The following is a 17944-nucleotide window of genomic DNA, read 5'->3' as shown; positions in this document are numbered from 1 at the left end:
AGCTCTTGTCACGAGACGTTTTTAGACTTGACGCTATGACTGACAGTGCAAATTCAGGGAGCATTCACGCTCATTTAACTGCCTTGCCGGATAAGGTGAGCGTAGACGGATTAGAAGATAAGTGGACTGAACAGTGGGATAACACTGGGGTGTACACTTTTGGCGGTACGCGAGATCGCAAAGCAGTGTACTCAATTGATACTCCTCCTCCAACTGTTTCCGGTTCCCTTCACGTAGGACACGTATTTAGCTATACTCACACCGATACTATTGCGCGATACAAGCGCATGCGCGGTTTTGATGTGTTTTACCCGATGGGTTGGGATGACAACGGACTTCCAACAGAACGCCGCGTGCAAAATTACTTTGGTGTGCGCGTAGACACATCCTTGCCATACGATCCTGATTTCAAGCCTCCTTTTGAGGGTACTGAAGGCAAGAAGATCCAAGCGAAAGATCAAGTACCTTGCTCTCGCCAAAACTTTATTGAACTGTGCGAACGCTTAACAAGCCAAGATGAAAAGCAGTTTGAGGCGCTATGGCGTGCTCTTGGCCTTTCTGTGGATTGGAAGCAGACCTACCATACTATTGGTGAGCATCCACGCCGCGTTGCTCAAAAAGCATTTTTGCGTAATTTGGCACGTGGTGAAGCCTACACTAAGGAAGCTCCTGGCTTATGGGATGTTACCTTCCAAACTGCAGTAGCACAAGCTGAGTTGGAAAGTCGCGAATACGCTGGCTTCTATCACCGTATTGCGTTCTATTTTGAAGACGGTACGCCAATTTATATTGAAACTACTCGTCCTGAATTATTACCTGCCTGCGGTGCGTTAATTGCTCACCCAGATGATACGCGCTACCAGAAATATTTCGGTCAGTATGTCACATCGCCACTGTTTGGTGTGAAAGTTCCAGTTTTGGCTCACACTGCTGCAGAAATGGATAAGGGCGCCGGTATTGCTATGTGCTGTACGTTCGGTGATGTTACCGACGTGCAGTGGTGGCGCGATTTGAATTTGCCAACACGTTCTATTATTCAGCGTAATGGTCGCATTATTCAGGAGACTCCAGATTGGATTGAATCTGAGTCCGGTCGCGCTATGTTTGCTCGTATTGCTGGTAAAACAACATTCTCTGCTCGTCAGGAAGTTGTGGAAGCACTGCGCGAATCTGGCGATATGGATGGCGAACCAAAGCCAACCACTCGTATGACAAACTTCTATGAAAAGGGCGATAAGCCTTTGGAGATTGTCACCTCACGCCAATGGTATTTGAAGAACGGCGGTACGGACGCGCAGCTCAATGCCGAGCTAATTGCTCGTGGTAAAGAGCTTGAATTCCATCCTGATTTCATGCGCGTGCGTTATGAGAACTGGGTTGGCGGTTTAAATGGTGATTGGTTGATTTCTCGTCAGCGTTTCTTTGGTGTGCCATTCCCATTATGGTATCCAGTACTTGCTGATGGCTCTGCGGATTATGAGCATCCTATTGTGCCAAGTGAGGATGTACTGCCAATCGACCCAACCAGTGATACTCCTGCAGGATATAGTGAAGATCAGCGCGATGTTCCAGGTGGTTTTACTGCAGAGAAAGACATTATGGATACGTGGGCTACTTCATCGCTTACCCCACAAATTGTTACCCGATGGGAAGAGCCTGGTGAAGAGAACCAAGCGATTTTCAATGCCACATTCCCTATGGATTTGCGTCCACAAGGTCAGGATATTATTCGTACTTGGCTCTTTAGCTCTGTAGACCGTGCTCATTTGGAAAATAAATGCTTACCTTGGGCACATACTGCACTCTCAGGGTGGATTTTGGATCCTGACCATAAGAAGATGTCAAAGTCCAAAGGCAATGTGGTCGTGCCGAATGAGCCATTGCAGAAGTTTGGTGCTGATGCTGTACGCTACTGGGCTGCTTCTGCACGTCTTGGCTTAGATGCCACCTACGACGAGGGCCAAATGAAAATTGGTCGTCGCTTGGCTATTAAGCTGCTTAATGCTACAAAATTTGCGTTGGCTATTGGTCGTGAGGACGAGCAGCATCATGTTGCTGCTGGCGCTGATGCAGTGTGGGATCCGCAGAATGTGACTGAGCCACTGGATCGCGCTGCCATGGCTAAGATGGCGTTAGTCGTACGTGAAGCTACTGAGGCTTTTGAAGCATACGAGCATTCTAAGGCACTGGAAGCTATTGAAAGCTACTTCTGGCAGTTCTGTGATGATTATATTGAGCTGGTGAAGAACCGTGCATATGGTACTGCTGATGTATTAGGTCATGTACCTAGCGAGGCTGCTACTCTGTCTGCACGCACTGCTCTTGGTCTCGGCTTGGATGCCTTTGCACGCCTGTTTGCGCCATTCCTGCCATATGCTACTGAAGAAGTATGGGGATGGATGCATGAGGGTGAAGGCTCAGTACATCGTGCTGCTTGGCCAGAGGCAAGCTTGTATGAGCAGGCTGCGTTCCATGAAGCTCCTGAGCTCTTAACTCGTGCTGGCGTAGCGTTAACAGCATTGCGCGGCATTAAGTCAAAGGCTAAGGTTTCAATGCGCACGCCAATCAATTCGGTAACCTTGGGCGCTAGTGAAGAAGTACGTAAGTCGTTGCAAAGCGCGCTAGGTGATATTGCTCAAGCTGCACGTGTAGTTGGCAAAATCGCTTTCGCTGGACTTGAAGCTTCTGCTAAGGCAGCGCATGACGCTATCGATGAGGCAGTGGCTGCACACGCTGACGGTGAAGCTGCTGGTGCTGCTGATATGCAGATTGAAGTTGCTGAAGCCGAGCTTGGTGAACCTCCTGCTAAGAAGCCAAAGGCAGCAAAGTAATAGTTATTGGGTTATTGGCGATGAATGTCATGAAAGCTAGAACCATCGCCAGTAGATAGACCAGTAAAGAGTATTTGGGCGGTATCATTCACAGCGTGGAAGGTACCACCCAATTTTATTTATTGTTGTTGAAATGCTTTATCAAACCATTGTGTAAAAACAAATAACAGACTTTGAAAATCCTCATCGTTGAGCTGAGCAATCTTGGGGACACGATGCTCCAATCGTGCACGTAACTCATCACTGGTAAGTGTCTCATCACGTGCTTTCAAAATAGTTATAGCGATTTTATCGTGTTCATCTTTTGTCAAGCCGTGACGTAAGCAAAACAGATTAGTCGATATTGGTTGCGTAGGAGTATCACCAAGTACCGCGGCAATTTCAAACAGCGCATCACGCAATAATGCATAATCCTGTGCAGTTCCCACTCTATATTCCATTGACGGACCTCCGTCGCTGCGAAGATTTTTAGTAAAAGCTTGAATCATATCTTCCACAACTTCATCAACCATATTTTTGATTGATGGAATATGCTGTTCAAGCTGTTTGCGAACCTTTCGAATATCCTTTGTATCACATCCCTGCGTTAGGAACTTAGCAATGACATATCGATCTTCCACAGTTAAACCATGACTGAGACAGAACTCGCTTACAGAGACCGTGTTATCAAACTTATCTGCAATCTGGAATAACGCATCACGTAGCAACAGATACTGTTCCACTGCTACCATTTCGTCTTCTGTCATAACGCCCAGCTCAGAACATCTCTAATAACTAAAGCAACAGTTGAAGCCATTCCTTCAGGAACTTTTGCTTCTTTCAAGGCTCGATATACTGCATCATATGCTGCCCTTTCTGGTATCTCTGTCCACTCTAGAAGAGGTGTTATAGCTTTTGATATGGTGTCATAATGCCGAGAAACTTGTTGCGCAACTTCTTTCCCTCCGTACCTTTCTGCTGCGGCAACAACCGCGCCTTTACTTTTTAGGGCAGCTCTTATAGCTGACTTCGCAATCTTAGTCCATATACTTCGTTCTTGTTTTAGATAAGTATAATCACTTTCCTGCGGAGGCTGACTGGTAACTACGGAAGTACTATATTGAGTAGAAGTATCCGCATAAGCAGAAGTTAACGATACTGTTGGGAATACCATGCATGAGAGCGAAAAGCTTAAACTCAGAGCAATAAATTTATTCTTTTTCATTTCTTCCTCTAAACAGTGTTTACGTAGCCTAAGATTCATCCACGCTTCTTTGCGTAGATAGTTCTTGAAATTACACCACCCGTATAATACTCATAAACTAGTTATGAGATACAGGCATATCAGCCCAATTCGACTGGATAGTCAACTTTCAAGAGCACTACCGTATATGTAATCTACACTATTCAAATATATATCCGTTAGGCAAATACATCGAGTACGCCAGCATCACCGCCAGCATCAGCAATGCGCTTATGACGCTTCTTTGCCTCAGTGACGACAAATTCGCGATACATTTCTGCAATCTGAGGGTCAAGTCCTGCGTCTTGAGCAATACGCTGTAGACGTCGAATTTGATATTCTTCACGAGAATAGTCAGCTGGAGCAAAACCAGCTTGCGCCTTGCACACACCGACACGAGATGTAGCCTTGAAGCGCTCAGCAAGCAGGTGAATAACCGCCCCATCAATATTATCAATGGTTTCGCGAAGCTCAGTAATACGCTCTACTGCGGCTTTAATCTCAGGTGAATCAGTATCAGCAGCACTAATCGTCGTGGAATGCGCTGCATCAGTTTGTTCCGCATCAGGAAGCGCTTGTGCAATATCCTTGGCTGATTGAGGTTGCCAATCATCTTGAATTTCTTCCACATCACCTAATGCTAATTCACCTTGTACTCTATTCATGCTGCGAAACCACCACGTTCTACTCGTCTGTTGTACTATAAACGATTTGCCATGAGCTATTGCAATGTGCTCACACTTCTACCCTCTAGTGTAGCGCACAGTGGCGTATAGTATTGGGGCTTATCAGACATTTGCACCATAACAATAAGGCGACCACATGATTGTAGCCGCCTTAGCTTCTCCCTTGTACAGACCCTCTAGCCTGCAATACATAGCATGTTACTTTTGATTTCCTGCAGCAATACCTGCTAAGAACTCGTGATTATTCTGCGTTTTCTTCAAACGAGGCACTAATGTCTGGTATGCCTGTTCTGGTTCCATACCGCCCATCAAACGGCGCAAGCGGTATACAATAGCAAGCTCAGACTGAGGTGTAATCAGCTCTTCACGGCGAGTACCAGAAGCATTGATATCAATTGCTGGGAAGAGACGCTTATCAGCCAAATCGCGACTTAAGCGCAATTCCATATTGCCAGTGCCCTTGAACTCTTCGAAAATAACCTCATCCATCTTGGAACCAGTTTCCACCAAGGCAGAGGAAATAATCGTCAAAGAGCCACCATTTTCAATATTGCGTGCAGCACCGAAGAACTTCTTTGGAGGATACAATGCCTGAGCATCGACACCGCCAGAAAGAATACGCCCAGATGCCGGCTGCGCAATATTGTATGCACGAGCCAAACGGGTCATAGAATCCAGCAAAACTACTACATCCTGTCCAAGCTCTACCAAACGCTTAGCACGTTCAATAGCAAGCTCAGCAACAATAGTATGGTCAGAAGCCGGACGGTCGAAAGTAGAAGAAATAACTTCGCCTTGTACCGTGCGCTCCATATCGGTAACTTCCTCAGGGCGCTCGTCCACCAGCACAACCATCAAATGCACTTCTGGGTTATTAGCAGTAATGGAGTTTGCAATATTTTGCAAAGTAATAGTCTTGCCAGCTTTTGGAGGAGAAACAATTAAACCGCGCTGACCCTTACCAATTGGCGAAACAATATCAATCAAGCGCCCAGTCAGCTTTGATGGCACTGTTTCCATGCGCAAACGCTCTTGTGGATACAGTGGCGTGAGCTTATTGAAGTGTGGACGCTGCTGTGCTTCCTCCACAGTCATACCATTAATAGACTCAATAGTCTGCAATGGTACAAACTTTTGGCGTTGTGAACGTCCTTCATGAGGAGGACGTGTAGTGCCTTGTACAGCGTCTCCCTTACGCAAGCCGTACTTCTTGACCTGCCCCATAGAAACATACACATCATTTGGACCCGGCAGATAGCCTGAGGTGCGTACGAATGCGTATGATTCCAGCACATCAATAATGCCTGCAACTGGTACTAATTCTTCAGCAGAATTCTGTTCTTCTTCTGCCTGTGCATTATGTGCGTTGCGTGATTCATGCTCTGCCTCACGCAAATCGCGTGCTACTGCTTCACGGGTGTCACGCTCTTGGCGGGCATTTTCGCGATCAGCTCGGTCAGCACGGTGCAAGCGGTCATTCTGCTCTGCACGAGTATTACGATCAGCGTTGCGATCATTGCGATCTTGACGGCTGTTAGCGTTGCGATCAACATTGCGATTACGGCGAGATTTGCGATCAGCATTACGGTCGGTATTGCGTTCAGCACGCTCTGAACGGTCTGGTAATGCATCCAAAATATCACTTAAATCGCGAGCACGCGCACTGCGCACTTCTGCTGACTCTTCATTGGTATCACGACGACGGCGACGTGGTAAGTTCAAATCTAAATCTAACCCACCAATCGTACGATTTTCTGTATGCTCTTCACGATTGGAATCTTCTTCTTGTATGTTGCGAACATTGCGGCGCACATGCTCACGACGAGAATGTGAAGCACGTTCTGCCTGATCTTGTCGCTCATCACGATCAGCGTGTGAACCACGATGCTGCTGCGCACTAGCACGGCGAGAGCGTCGTTCTGTACTATCACCATCTTCAGCGCCGTGCGCGCGAACTGTCTCAGCTGCGCCCAATTCTTCTGCTACGTCAAGTGCAGCTTGTTCATCATGTTCATGCTTGGAAGAACGCACCTCGCGGCGATTGTGCACAGGCTGTTCTTGCTGATCATCCTGTTCGTCAGCATTATGCTGTGCACTGCTAACACCAGAACCCTCAACACTGCCATCAACTGGTGTAGCACTAACGCGAATACTGACACCAGCTGGTGCTTGTCCCCCAGATCGCGCTGCTTGAATAGTTTCTACCAACTCATTCTTGCGCATCGTCGATACACCGCGCAACCCCATGCGCTTGGCAAGTTCCTTGAGTTCAGGAAGCTTCATTCCTGCAAGATTGAGGCTATCTGCCACGTGTTATGCCTTTCATGTCTACCACCACAATTGCCCTATGGCTTGTGATGATTCATAATTCGAATACATAGAGAAATCAATGAAGTATTCATGACATCTCATCTGCTTTGGAAATCCTGCAATCTATGTGCCGGACTGCCCCTTACTATACGACATCATAGCGACGAACACAACACGCGCCACACGTGAATTTGCCTGCTAGGTATTGCTGTTGAAGCCCTCTTATGGAAATTAACCGCAAATCTACAGTAATCAACTGCATTTCATTACAAATCTTCTGCAACGCAAAATGCAAAAGAGGTACAGCCGAAGCCATACCTCTATATATCACAGCGCAATCTGCAAGCGCAAATTGCAAAACGCAATAGTGCAATAGTGCAAATTCCGTAATACGGCGCACAGTATGCACATCAAGCACACCATGCGCCCATGCATTACATACTATTCCGTATTACTTGCGATGTGCGCGGTAGAACTGGATCAAGCTCTGGGTAGAAGCATCCTGAGCCGCCAAAGCATCATCATCCTGAGAAATAGCAGGAGTAATCTGCTTAGCCAACTGCTTACCCAGCTCTACACCCCACTGATCGTAGGAATCAACACCCCAAACAGTGCCTTCTACCAAAGTCACATGCTCATAGAGTGCAATAAGCTCACCAAGTGAGAATGGGGTCAAAGCATCACCCAAAATAGATGTGGTTGGGCGATTGCCTTCAAATACGCGAGCTGGAACAATCTCTTCTGGAGTGCCCTCTGCACGCACTTCATCAGCAGTCTTACCGAACGCCAATGCCTTAGTCTGTGCCAAGTAGTTGCCCAAGAAGAGCTCATGAACATCCTGATCGCCATCCTTAGTTGGGTTTGGCGTATTCACGAATGCAATGAAATCAGCTGGAATAAGCTGGGTGCCTTGGTGAATCAGCTGGTAGAAAGCATGCTGACCGTTAGTGCCAGGTTCGCCCCAGAAGATTTCACCAGTATCGGTGGTCACAGGAGTGCCATCCCAGCGTACAGACTTACCATTGGATTCCATGGTCAGCTGCTGCAAGTAAGCAGGGAAACGATGCAAATACTGATCATATGGGAGTACTGCATGGCTGGCAACCTTGAAGAAGTTGCGATACCACACATTGAGCATACCCATAATAACTACAGCATTCTTCTCAAATGGTGTAGTAGCAAAGTACTCATCAATAGCGTGGAAGCCCTGCAAGAACTCTTCAAAGCGCTCTGGACCAAAGACTACAGCCAAAGAAGTACCAACAGCAGAATCTACAGAGTAGCGTCCGCCAACCCAGTTCCAGAAGCCAAATGCATTATTTGGATCAATACCAAATTCTGCAACCTTCTCCAAGTTCGTAGAAACAGCAACAAAGTGCTTAGCAACAGCATCCTTGCGAGCGGCTTCAGAACCATCAATAGCACCGTTAGCTTGCAAAGCATCGAGCAACCAAGTGCGAGCACAACGAGCATTGGTCAAGGTTTCCAAAGTGGTAAAGGTCTTAGAAACAACAATGAACAGTGTGGTTTCTGGATCCAAGCCCTTGGTCTTTTCTGCCAAGTCGTTAGGATCAATATTGGACACGTAGCGTGCGCTAATGCCGGCATCAGCATATGGCTTCAATGCTTCATATACCATTACCGGACCCAAATCAGAGCCACCGATACCGATATTAACTACGGTTTCGATCTTCTTGCCGCTGACACCAGTCCATTCGCCAGAACGCACGCGGTTTGCAAATGCGTAAATGCGATCGAGAGTCTCACGAACATCCTTCACTACATCCTGACCGTCAACAATATACTTGCCTTCGTCGGATGCTGGACGGCGCAATGCAGTGTGCAATACTGCGCGATCCTCAGTATTGTTAATGTGTACACCAGTGTACTGCTGGTTAATGCGCTCATCGAGCTTCACTTGCTTAGCCAAATCAGCAAATAATGCCAATGTTTGAGGCTTAATCAAGTTCTTAGAAAAATCAAAATGCAAATCGCCTGCATCAAAGCTCAAAGCATCAACGCGGTCTGCGTCATCTGCAAACCACTGCTTCAAGTTAATACCTTCGGCACGAAGAGCGCTCAAATGCTCATCCAGTGCCTTCCAAGCCTGTGTAGTTGTTGCGTCAACAGGAGGATTAATGGCCATTTCGGTCCTTTCATCACAATCCATGACGTTGCCGCATTGTGCAGCAACTAGCTTTACCTTACCTCGATTAAGAGACACTACACTCTATAGTTTTGCGCTTGTATCAAGGGTTAGAACGTGCAAGTATTGAGCAAGTATCAAGCGGCTATAAGACAGTAATTAACTTGATTTTCCTGCCCTGCATCATTTGCCACGCGACACGCTACTTAAGAAATTTGCTTCACACATCGTTGTCCACTATTATCATGTCTTTGTGCAGTATTTGTACTTTACATTTGCTGTGTTGCCACTTTAGCTCAGTCGGTAGAGCGGCTCACTCGTAATGAGCAGGTCGACAGTTCGATTCTGTCAAGTGGCTCAAATCCTAAGCGTTTCCACCGTCTTAGGATGTTGCGCGAGTGGCGGAATTGGTAGACGCGCAGGATTTAGGTTCCTGTGTCTTTGACGTGTGGGTTCAAGTCCCATCTCGCGCACTGTATTATTCTCGCGCACTTTCTGAGCGAAAATCATGACAATTTCCTACATGCTTTCCGTGCATGCCTTATTATGATGTATGTCTATGGGGAAATACTGTCAAGCCAGCCCATATCATTTTGCCAATATGTAGCGAACAGATGCGAGGTATTATGTCTGCTTTACTCCATCCACTCACCCTGCTTGCTATTATTCTTGTTGGCTATATTTTCAAACGAACACATATTTTTGGACAACGTGATTATCGTGTCATCCAACGCATTGTCTTTAACCTCACGTTACCATGCGCCATTATAGTGTCATTTGCTACACGCGAGCACGACAATACACTACTGTGGATTTCGTTATTTGGCTTATTTTGCGGGTTCCTGCCTACCCCATTTCTCTTCTGGATTAGCCGTAAACGACCAGTTCGGGAACGCGCTTTTTTAATGCTGAACGGCGCTGGTTTTAATATCGGCAATTTCTGCTTTCCAGTAATGCAAGGGCTACTTGGCCCCGCATCTCTCGTACCAGGAGCCATGTTTGATGTCGGCAATTGCGTAGTCGTTTCTGCAGGCAATAATCTGCTCACCCAGCGTTTACTCCATATCGACCCAGAGCGTCCACTGCATGAACAAAATCCAGGTTCTGCACCTACTTTACCGTATCGCAAACCAACAGATCCTGATGCCAGGCGCTTGGCTCGTAGGGCGACATTGCGTAGTATTGCTAAAGGGTTTTTCACATCGGTGCCGTTTGACACCTATATCATCATGATTGTATTGATGCTTGCTAATGTGCACTTACCTCAGTGGATTCCGCAAGTTCTTGACCCTGTTGCACAGGCTAATGGTTTCTGCTCAATGCTTATGGTCGGTATGCTGATGGAGCTGCCTTCAACCAAATTAGAAACTACTGAAGTGTTGCGCGTAGTACTACTGCGCATACCATTTGCCATACTCTTTGCTCTTATCAGCTGGTATATTATGCCATTCGACGACATAACGCGCAAAGCATTGGTGATGCTCTCTCTTGCTCCAACATCCGTTTTTGGCACTCTATTTTCTGATAGAGTACTTGATAATGCGCGTATGGCAGGATTCTGCATGTCTATTACTGCAATTATTGGACTTGCCGCAATGACAGGAGTAAATATCCTGCTATAGGTCGCAGCAGAAGTGCAAGTGCATTACAGGAGTAGTAGCCTAGAGCAATGGTCAAATAAATCATACTAATGACTTGAGTAAAGCATGCTCTAGATGAATAAGTATGCCTCGCTCAAGCCATGTCGTATATTAACTATCAGCACTAAGCCGTACTGCATTGGGATATGGATTACCAGCTATTAGTTATCTGCACTAAACAGCTGCTTAACAATCACCGGAGCAATAGCATGCAATGCCTTTGAACGGTGAGAAATAGCATTCTTTTCTTCTGGTGTCATCTGTGCACTAGACAACTGACGGCCAAGCTCATCAGTACGTCCTGGCTGATCTTGTGGCACAAAAATCGGGTCATAGCCAAACCCATGCTCACCACGAGGAGCACGAATAATTCTACCAACCATATCGCCAAGCTCAACCACCTCAGTGCGCACCGCTTCACGAATATCGAAAGACACCGTATCCAAAGAACCCTGATATGGCAGTGCGGCGCATAAGCCAGAATCCACAAACCGATGCTGCGCAAAACCAGGCTCAGGAATAACCAGTGCTGCCGCACAACGGAAGCGTGCAGAACGATTCGCATCTGGAATATCTTGAATCTGATCAAGTAACAGCTGATAGTTCGCCACATCATCACCATGCTGACCGGACCAGCGTGCAGACAAAATACCAGGAGCCGAACCCAAAACATCAACAATCAGACCAGAATCATCAGCCACAGCAGGAAGTCCAGTCCTAATTGCCACATCACGCGCCTTAATAAGCGCATTTTGTTCAAAACTGATACCCGTCTCTTTAGGGTCTGGCAATCCCAAACTACCAGCAGACACCAGGCGCAGATTGGAAGCAAGATCACCAAGCTGCTGACCCAAAATACGGTTCATTTCAACAAGTTTGCCTTCATTATGTGTGGCAACAACAATAGTGCGCTCCTGCTGCATAGATCTTCCTCCCATTACTTCCGCTGATTCCACTGCTCTACTGATACTGAGCCCTACTGAAACTGATTTACTACTAGAACTGATGCTCTACCAAATTCGTTGTACTATCTACTTATTAGCTACTTATTAGCTACTTATTGAGCAAGGGCCTGCGCTTGTAACGCCTGCAATTGGCGATTACCTACTGTAGCCAAATCAAGCAATGTATTAAGCTCATCACGGCTAAACGGACGATGCTCAGCCGTGCCCTGAATTTCAATAAAATCGCCTGAACCAGTCATCGCCACATTCATATCAGTCATCGCCTGAGAATCCTCAATATATGGCAAATCAAGCATAGGCTTACCGTTGATAACACCCACAGAAACCGCAGAAACACAGTCTTTCAACACTTTTTTATTCTGCTTAATCACACCATGAGCTTTAGCCCACGCCACGGCATCAGCAAGCGCAACATACGCTCCGGTAATAGAAGCCGTACGAGTACCGCCATCAGCCTGCAACACATCGCAATCAATCTGAATCTGATTCTCACCAAGAGCACGCATATCTACAACACCGCGCAAACAACGCCCAATCAGACGGCTGATTTCATGAGTGCGCCCACCAATTTTTCCTTTAACAGACTCACGATCCGTACGTTCGCTCGTAGCTCTCGGCAGCATGGCATATTCTGCAGTCACCCAGCCTTCTCCAGAATCTCTACGCCAACGAGGCACACCTTGAGTAAAAGTTGCTGTGCACAGCACACGAGTATCACCGCATTCGATGAGGACGGAACCTTCTGGTGCTTTAGTCCAATGCCGCGTAATAGTGACCGGACGCAACTCATCCACTGCACGCCCATCTGGACGAAGCGTAATATCCTGGTTCATTAAATCCTTAATCTGCACCATAACTCCCCTATCCGTATGCACGCACCACAGGTACTTGCCTGTAGACACTTGCAAGCACTGCACTCAAGCACATAGAAACCATGCACTCAAACGCAGTCGCGCAACACACTCACACAATATACTCATTTAGACTACCAAAACAGCATGCATTAGCAATAGCTTTTCACCAGCGACTATACTTGTACAAACCTACAACACCGATTTGTGAGAACCTACAATGCGCCGCCAGCTCACACACGGTAGAATTACAGGCTATGACATTACCCACGCGAATTATTGCATCCCTATGGCGCTTTATTCTTGCAGGATTCTCAATTGCAGGCACACTCGAATTTTGGTGGATGCACAATACCACAAAGCTGGTGTATTTCACATTTCAAACGAACCTACTACTCGCCTTTATTATGATTTGGGCAGGATGCGCAACCCTTTTGGACGGTATTCAACCCCCAGCTTGGCTAAAGGGCCTAGTAACACTCAATATTATTATCACTGGCTTAGTGGCATGGCTTGTACTGCCACCCACTGACCCAAATACCGCGGTATTCCTTTTTGGCATGATGACCGCAACTATGGTGCATGTTATTTCGCCAATTATGGCAACCGTGGACTTCATACTCTTTGATGAACATCGCAGATTCCCTTGGCATTACGCGCTTTCTTGGCTTATTTACTTCCCCGTATATTTAATTTTCGTATTGGTTCGCGCGCATATTGCACCGCATTCCGGTCCAGGAAATGGCGGTAATCCATACCCATACGGGTTTATTGATTTGCAAGCACTCGGTTGGACACAACTCGGCATCAATATTGTGGTCTATCTTGCTATTTTTGCACTCTTAGCAGGGCTTCTTGTCGGCATTGATCACATTTTGCCACAAGCTACACCATTAACAGCAACTGCACGACTTGGCAAACTCAATAAACGAACATCCTCCAAAAATCGCTGATATACCGCAATTGCTTATATTGCCATTTGGTCAGTGCTATAGTGCTAACAGCAGAACGTACTACAGTCAATGGCGTACCCTATCTCACGCTAATAACGCTTGAGGGCGAGAATGAGAGGAAGCATATGAATTCTCCAGCAATGCTTACCGATATGTACGAATACACTATGCTTGACGCCGCCTTACAAGACGGAACTGCCAATAGACGATGCGTATTTGAAGTTTTTACTAGACATTTACCAACGGGTAGGCGCTACGGTATTGCAGCAGGATTAGGACGAATTCTAGAATACCTACCACATTTCAAACCAAGCGAGGACGACATCGCATTCCTCGTAGACCGCCATGTGATTAGCAAAACCACAGCACAATGGTTAGAAAACTTCCAATTCACAGGCACTATTCGAGCTTATCCAGAAGGTGAAGCTTTCTTTGCCAACTCTCCAATTGTGCAAGTTGAAGGCACATTCGCAGAGTGCACACTGCTTGAAACATTGATTCTTTCAGTACTGAACTTCGACTGTGCAGTAGCAAGCGCCGCATCGCGCATGACCAGTGCCGCAGGAGGACGACCATGCATGGACATGGGCGGTCGACGCACTAACGAGTATGCAGCAATTGCCGCAGCACGCGCCTCTATTGTGGGAGGATTCCAGGGGACCGCAAATCTGGCAGCAGCCCAAGCGTACAATCTGCCATGCATTGGCACCGCAGCACATGCCTTTACCTTGCTGCATGATAGCGAGCGCGATGCATTCGTATCACAAATTAACGCCCTAGGCGTTGGCACCACGCTGCTAACAGACACGTATAGCATTGAGGATGCTATTACTACGGCGGTTGAAGTCGCGGGGACCGAGCTCGGCGGGATTCGTATTGATTCCGGTGATTTGGCTTCCTTGGCACAGCAGGCTCGCAAACAGCTTGATGCCCTGGGCGCCACCTCCACCACTATTACCGTGACTAATGATCTTGACGAGTACGCTATTGCCGCACTGGCAACCGCTCCGGTTGATTCCTATGGCGTAGGGACTCAACTGGTAACAGGCTCTGGGCAGCCAACCTGCGCCATGGTGTACAAGCTCGTGGAGCGTGAAGGCTCCGATGGGCGCATGCACCCGGTTGCGAAGCGCTCATTTGGCAAACGCACCGATGGGTGGCGTAAGCAGGCATTGCGCTCGTATCGCTATGGGCTGGCGCAGGGCGAGCTTGTGCTGTGTGGCAGCGCAGATGATCTTGCCAAGTGGGAGCCGAGCGAAGAATACGGCGAAGTGCGCGATATGCTTATTTGCGCAGTGGATCATGGCGATATTGACACGTCACTCACCACTACTGACGCGTTATTTGCGGCACGCGATCATCATTGGAAGTCATTGCAAGATTTGCCAGTAACTGCTTTGTCACTATCTCAAGGTGATCAGGCAATTCCTACAGAAGTGCTCAATATTAGCGAATAAAATAATATTACTAGGCGTACAGTTGCTAGGAACATAACAGGGCGCAAAACCTCATATCACTGTAGGAATTGCGCCCTTACCTATTATCCTTACCTATATCGTTTTGCTTGCCAAGACCTGCAAGAACTCATAACAATATCTAGCTATGCTGTTATCAGTTATTTCATTGAGTCATAAATCGCCTTGCATTCAGGGCATACTGGATAGCCCTCAGGATTGCGCTTAGGCACCCATACTTTACCGCATAACGCTACAACCGGTCGTCCTGTTAAACGCGACTCAGCAATACGATCTGCCGGAGCATAATGCGCATAGCGGTCTGCATCGCCCGTATTGTCATCAAGTTTAGTTTCTTCTTGAATCTCAGGGCGTTCTAGTACCGCAGTGCCTGTAGAAGAATCAGGGTCTGATAGTGGAGAAAAGGTTTCCTCACTATCAACAATTCCATAACGCTTTGCATATTGATTATTAGCACTCATTGCTACCACACCATTCATACCACATTATTCACCGCATTGCATCCATATTCATAGTACCTATTAACTACGGTGTATGCACGCAACGTATTCCAGCGTTATTGTATCGCATAGTTATAAGACCTCAAAACACTGAGCCCTCGGCTAACTTCCAACATTCGCGCTAGTCTACAAGTATGACTATTGCTGTATGCCCAGGCTCGTTTGATCCAGTAACCTCTGGACATCTCGACGTAATTGAACGCTGCACTCAATTTTTTGACAACGTTCATGTTGTTGTAGCCATTAACGCTAACAAGCATCCTATGTTTAGCGCACAAGAGCGAGTAGCCATGATTAGTCAGGCACTACACGATGACGGATATCCAGATGTTGTAGTCACCACCACGGATGGTCTTATTACTGACTACTGCACTCGTGTAGGGGCGAGCGTTATTGTAAAAGGTTTACGCCAAAACGGAGATTACGAAGCTGAACTTGGCATGGCATTAGTCAATAAGCAGCTCGGCAAAGTCGAGACACTCTTTTTACCAGCAAATCCGCTAAAAGAGCATATTTCTAGTTCTATAGTTAAAGATGTAGCACGTCATGGCGGCGATGTTACAGGACTTGTGCCCCCTAGCGTGGCACCACGTCTTACCGAAGCACTTCGCAATGAATCGAGGGCATTATGAGCACACCATTTAGTAGTGATCCGTCGCCTGTCAACGATGATACTGGCGAATCAGAGGTAATCACACACGCATTTAGCGCAAATCCATCATCAGCACAGCCAGCTCAATCCGAGGTGGACGCTGCTGCTTCACCAATTCCAACATTCGCGCCAGAATTTGACACTGATGATAGCGATGATACTGGCTCTTCTCAAACAGTGCACGCTGACCAGCCAGCAAACCAGTCACCATACGTTGCTACATCACATAATACTGCTTTTACCAATTTTGATAATGACGATACTGGAGCTGCACATACTGTTGCCGCTTCCTATAGTGAGCCGTATCAACCATATACACCAACTTCTGCAGCACCATCTCAACAGCACGCAAGCGAACCACATATCGATGAGCAAGTACGCGCTGTAATGCTTGACGACGATGAGCCGCAGCAAGATAGCACCCATAGCCAATACGGCACAGTATTCGACATCGTAGAAGCAATCGAAGCACTGGTAGCAGAAGGAAAAGTAAGTGTCTTTTCAGGCGGTTTAGTACGTGTGGATCGCGATGAGTTACTCACTCTGATGAGCCAACTCAAAGAAGATCTCCCTGTACAGCTTGAACGCGCATCTGCACTAATGCGTGAAGCAGAAACCCGTCTTGATAATGCTCAATCTCAAGCTAACGCCATCATCTCTGCTTCCCAAGCACGTGCCGCAACTATTGTGCATGAAGCAGAAGAGCAAGCGGAGTTCCTAGCCAGTCAAGACAATATTGTGGCGATTGCGCGCGATAAAGCACGCGATATTGTGCACACTGCTCAGTTACAAGCTGACAAACTCACTCAGGGTGCTAACACCTACTCAAGCACAGTACTTACTCAGGTGCAAGACCAGTTAAATACTTTGCAGCAAAGTGTAACCAACGGTATTCAAGTGCTTCATGAGCGCCAACAAAAAGAAGCCGAGCAATTACGCTTATTGCAAGAAGATCACCATTAACTGAATTTGCACGTATAGTCAGTACAAACTTAACAAACTGCAACTATGCAAAACTAGTTAGTACACGAGAGCATACGCAAGCTGCAAAGGCGACTTGAATTAACTACATTTCAACCGAATAGAAAGCACTACAACACCACATGAGCCAACATGAAAACGAATCCCCTTGGGCAATTGCTGTTGACCTAGTATCAAGCAGAACCGGCTTGAGCAAAGATATTGATAGCGACTACCCTGTGCCAAGCGGCATTGGTGATGAAGTTGTACACGTTACCGAAGGCAAACCAGTACACTTAACCGCACGTATTGACTCACTAGTTGATGGGTTACTCTTAACCGGTACGCTTGACGCGCCATTAAGTGCCGAATGTACGCGCTGTTTAACACCATTGCACCGCACAGACCATATCAATATCACTGCTTTTTACCCATATGACGCGGATCCAAAAGCACATGACTTCACTGGAGATGTTGAAGTGATTGCTGGCGAAGATGAAGGCGGAGACACCTACGCATTGACTGCCAGCGGTAGATTTATGGATATAGAGGATTTGCTGCGCGATACGCTTGTAGAAGCAATGCCTTTGCAGCCGCTGTGCCGTCCTGATTGTGCGGGGCTTTGCCCGCAATGTGGTATCAATCTTAACGAGCACCCAGAGCATGAGCACACCGTTACTGATATGCGTTGGTCGGCGTTAGAGCAATTGCGCGACGCGCTCGCTCGCAACGATGAAGAGTGACACTACGTAG

The 17944-nt window shown here is 47.0% G+C and carries 15 protein-coding genes and 2 tRNA genes; 9 read left to right on the top strand and 8 right to left on the bottom strand.

The genetic code is table 11. The features are described from left to right. Positions 1-35 precede the first annotated feature (35 nt). Positions 36-2831, top strand: coding sequence for a valine--tRNA ligase (gene valS / locus IEU85_RS07425; protein ID WP_188355630.1), 2796 nt, complete (start codon positions 36-38; stop codon positions 2829-2831). A gap of 119 nt (positions 2832-2950) precedes the next feature. Here the strand turns inward: valS and IEU85_RS07420 are convergent, their stop codons facing one another. The 5 genes from IEU85_RS07420 to pgi all read right to left on the bottom strand — a co-directional run bounded on the left by IEU85_RS07420 (position 2951) and on the right by pgi (position 9195). After that, complete coding sequence (locus tag IEU85_RS07420; RefSeq protein ID WP_188355629.1) at positions 2951-3577, bottom strand: hypothetical protein; 627 nt, start codon at positions 3575-3577, stop codon at positions 2951-2953. After that, on the bottom strand, positions 3574-4035 hold the full coding sequence (locus IEU85_RS07415) for a YqxI family protein (protein WP_188355628.1): 462 nt from the start codon (positions 4033-4035) through the stop codon (positions 3574-3576). The genes IEU85_RS07420 and IEU85_RS07415 overlap by 4 nt, the downstream gene beginning before the upstream one ends. A gap of 197 nt (positions 4036-4232) precedes the next feature. Continuing rightward, positions 4233-4682, bottom strand: a complete 450-nt coding sequence (locus tag IEU85_RS07410; RefSeq protein WP_371866658.1) for a chorismate mutase — start codon at positions 4680-4682, stop codon at positions 4233-4235. 255 nt (positions 4683-4937) lie between these two features. Beyond that, positions 4938-7049: a transcription termination factor Rho gene (rho, locus tag IEU85_RS07405; protein WP_188355626.1), complete on the bottom strand. Its 2112-nt coding sequence runs from the start codon at positions 7047-7049 to the stop codon at positions 4938-4940. 451 nt (positions 7050-7500) lie between these two features. Beyond that, positions 7501-9195, bottom strand: coding sequence for a glucose-6-phosphate isomerase (gene pgi, locus IEU85_RS07400; RefSeq protein WP_188355625.1), 1695 nt, complete (start codon positions 9193-9195; stop codon positions 7501-7503). Between the two features lie 285 nt (positions 9196-9480). Between pgi and IEU85_RS07395 the strand changes: the two genes are divergently transcribed. The 3 genes from IEU85_RS07395 to IEU85_RS07385 all read left to right on the top strand — a co-directional run bounded on the left by IEU85_RS07395 (position 9481) and on the right by IEU85_RS07385 (position 10817). Beyond that, positions 9481-9553: transfer RNA gene (locus IEU85_RS07395), tRNA-Thr, on the top strand. Positions 9554-9587: 34 nt separating this feature from the next. Continuing rightward, positions 9588-9668, top strand: a tRNA-Leu gene (locus IEU85_RS07390). Between the two features lie 153 nt (positions 9669-9821). Continuing rightward, positions 9822-10817: an AEC family transporter gene (locus IEU85_RS07385; protein ID WP_188355624.1), complete on the top strand. Its 996-nt coding sequence runs from the start codon at positions 9822-9824 to the stop codon at positions 10815-10817. A 179-nt stretch (positions 10818-10996) separates the two neighbouring features. Here IEU85_RS07385 and IEU85_RS07380 read toward each other — a convergent pair whose 3' ends face one another. Together IEU85_RS07380 and rph are read right to left on the bottom strand one after the other, a co-directional pair. Beyond that, the gene (locus IEU85_RS07380) at positions 10997-11758 is read right to left on the bottom strand and encodes a non-canonical purine NTP pyrophosphatase (RefSeq protein ID WP_188355623.1); all 762 of its coding nucleotides are present in this window, start codon (positions 11756-11758) and stop codon (positions 10997-10999) included. 134 nt (positions 11759-11892) lie between these two features. Then, entirely contained in the window at positions 11893-12654 is a 762-nt protein-coding gene (gene rph, locus IEU85_RS07375) for a ribonuclease PH (protein ID WP_188355622.1), read from the bottom strand. A 254-nt stretch (positions 12655-12908) separates the two neighbouring features. Between rph and IEU85_RS07370 the strand changes: the two genes are divergently transcribed. Both IEU85_RS07370 and IEU85_RS07365 read left to right on the top strand, forming a co-directional pair. Further along, positions 12909-13604, top strand: a complete 696-nt coding sequence (locus IEU85_RS07370) for a Pr6Pr family membrane protein (protein WP_229714832.1) — start codon at positions 12909-12911, stop codon at positions 13602-13604. 92 nt (positions 13605-13696) lie between these two features. Further along, on the top strand, positions 13697-15061 hold the full coding sequence (locus IEU85_RS07365; RefSeq protein WP_268234215.1) for a nicotinate phosphoribosyltransferase: 1365 nt from the start codon (positions 13697-13699) through the stop codon (positions 15059-15061). 158 nt (positions 15062-15219) lie between these two features. On the opposite strand, the gene IEU85_RS07360 is transcribed toward IEU85_RS07365, so the two are convergent. Beyond that, complete coding sequence (locus IEU85_RS07360; RefSeq protein WP_188355620.1) at positions 15220-15540, bottom strand: DUF3039 domain-containing protein; 321 nt, start codon at positions 15538-15540, stop codon at positions 15220-15222. Positions 15541-15713: 173 nt separating this feature from the next. On the opposite strand from IEU85_RS07360, the gene coaD reads away from it, so the two are divergent. The 3 genes from coaD (at position 15714) to IEU85_RS07345 (ending at position 17934) form a co-directional block, all read left to right on the top strand. Continuing rightward, the gene (gene coaD, locus IEU85_RS07355; RefSeq protein WP_188355619.1) at positions 15714-16211 is read left to right on the top strand and encodes a pantetheine-phosphate adenylyltransferase; all 498 of its coding nucleotides are present in this window, start codon (positions 15714-15716) and stop codon (positions 16209-16211) included. After that, positions 16208-17194, top strand: a complete 987-nt coding sequence (locus IEU85_RS07350; RefSeq protein ID WP_188355618.1) for a hypothetical protein — start codon at positions 16208-16210, stop codon at positions 17192-17194. Before coaD ends, IEU85_RS07350 begins: the two co-directional genes overlap by 4 nt. A 140-nt stretch (positions 17195-17334) precedes the next feature. After that, entirely contained in the window at positions 17335-17934 is a 600-nt protein-coding gene (locus IEU85_RS07345; RefSeq protein WP_188355617.1) for a YceD family protein, read from the top strand. Positions 17935-17944 lie beyond the last annotated feature (10 nt).

It is taken from the genome of Galliscardovia ingluviei (assembly GCF_014635685.1).
Classification (GTDB): domain Bacteria; phylum Actinomycetota; class Actinomycetes; order Actinomycetales; family Bifidobacteriaceae; genus Galliscardovia; species Galliscardovia ingluviei.
The sequence above is the reverse complement of the archived record's forward strand: the minus strand, read 5'-3'. Positions and strand labels throughout refer to the sequence as shown.

What these genes read in the sequence shown, in the direction of transcription:
- IEU85_RS07350 (WP_188355618.1), top strand. Translation starts at nt 16,208, where the DNA reads ATGAGCACACCATTTAGTAGTGATCCGTCGCCTGTCAACGATGATACT.
- IEU85_RS07385 (WP_188355624.1), top strand. Translation starts at nt 9,822, where the DNA reads ATGTCTGCTTTACTCCATCCACTCACCCTGCTTGCTATTATTCTTGTT.
- rph (WP_188355622.1), bottom strand. Translation starts at nt 12,654, where the DNA reads ATGGTGCAGATTAAGGATTTAATGAACCAGGATATTACGCTTCGTCCA.
- pgi (WP_188355625.1), bottom strand. Translation starts at nt 9,195, where the DNA reads ATGGCCATTAATCCTCCTGTTGACGCAACAACTACACAGGCTTGGAAG.
- IEU85_RS07370 (WP_229714832.1), top strand. Translation starts at nt 12,909, where the DNA reads ATGACATTACCCACGCGAATTATTGCATCCCTATGGCGCTTTATTCTT.
- IEU85_RS07415 (WP_188355628.1), bottom strand. Translation starts at nt 4,035, where the DNA reads ATGAAAAAGAATAAATTTATTGCTCTGAGTTTAAGCTTTTCGCTCTCA.
- valS (WP_188355630.1), top strand. Translation starts at nt 36, where the DNA reads ATGACTGACAGTGCAAATTCAGGGAGCATTCACGCTCATTTAACTGCC.
- IEU85_RS07360 (WP_188355620.1), bottom strand. Translation starts at nt 15,540, where the DNA reads ATGAGTGCTAATAATCAATATGCAAAGCGTTATGGAATTGTTGATAGT.
- IEU85_RS07420 (WP_188355629.1), bottom strand. Translation starts at nt 3,577, where the DNA reads ATGACAGAAGACGAAATGGTAGCAGTGGAACAGTATCTGTTGCTACGT.
- IEU85_RS07380 (WP_188355623.1), bottom strand. Translation starts at nt 11,758, where the DNA reads ATGCAGCAGGAGCGCACTATTGTTGTTGCCACACATAATGAAGGCAAA.
- IEU85_RS07345 (WP_188355617.1), top strand. Translation starts at nt 17,335, where the DNA reads ATGAGCCAACATGAAAACGAATCCCCTTGGGCAATTGCTGTTGACCTA.
- coaD (WP_188355619.1), top strand. Translation starts at nt 15,714, where the DNA reads ATGACTATTGCTGTATGCCCAGGCTCGTTTGATCCAGTAACCTCTGGA.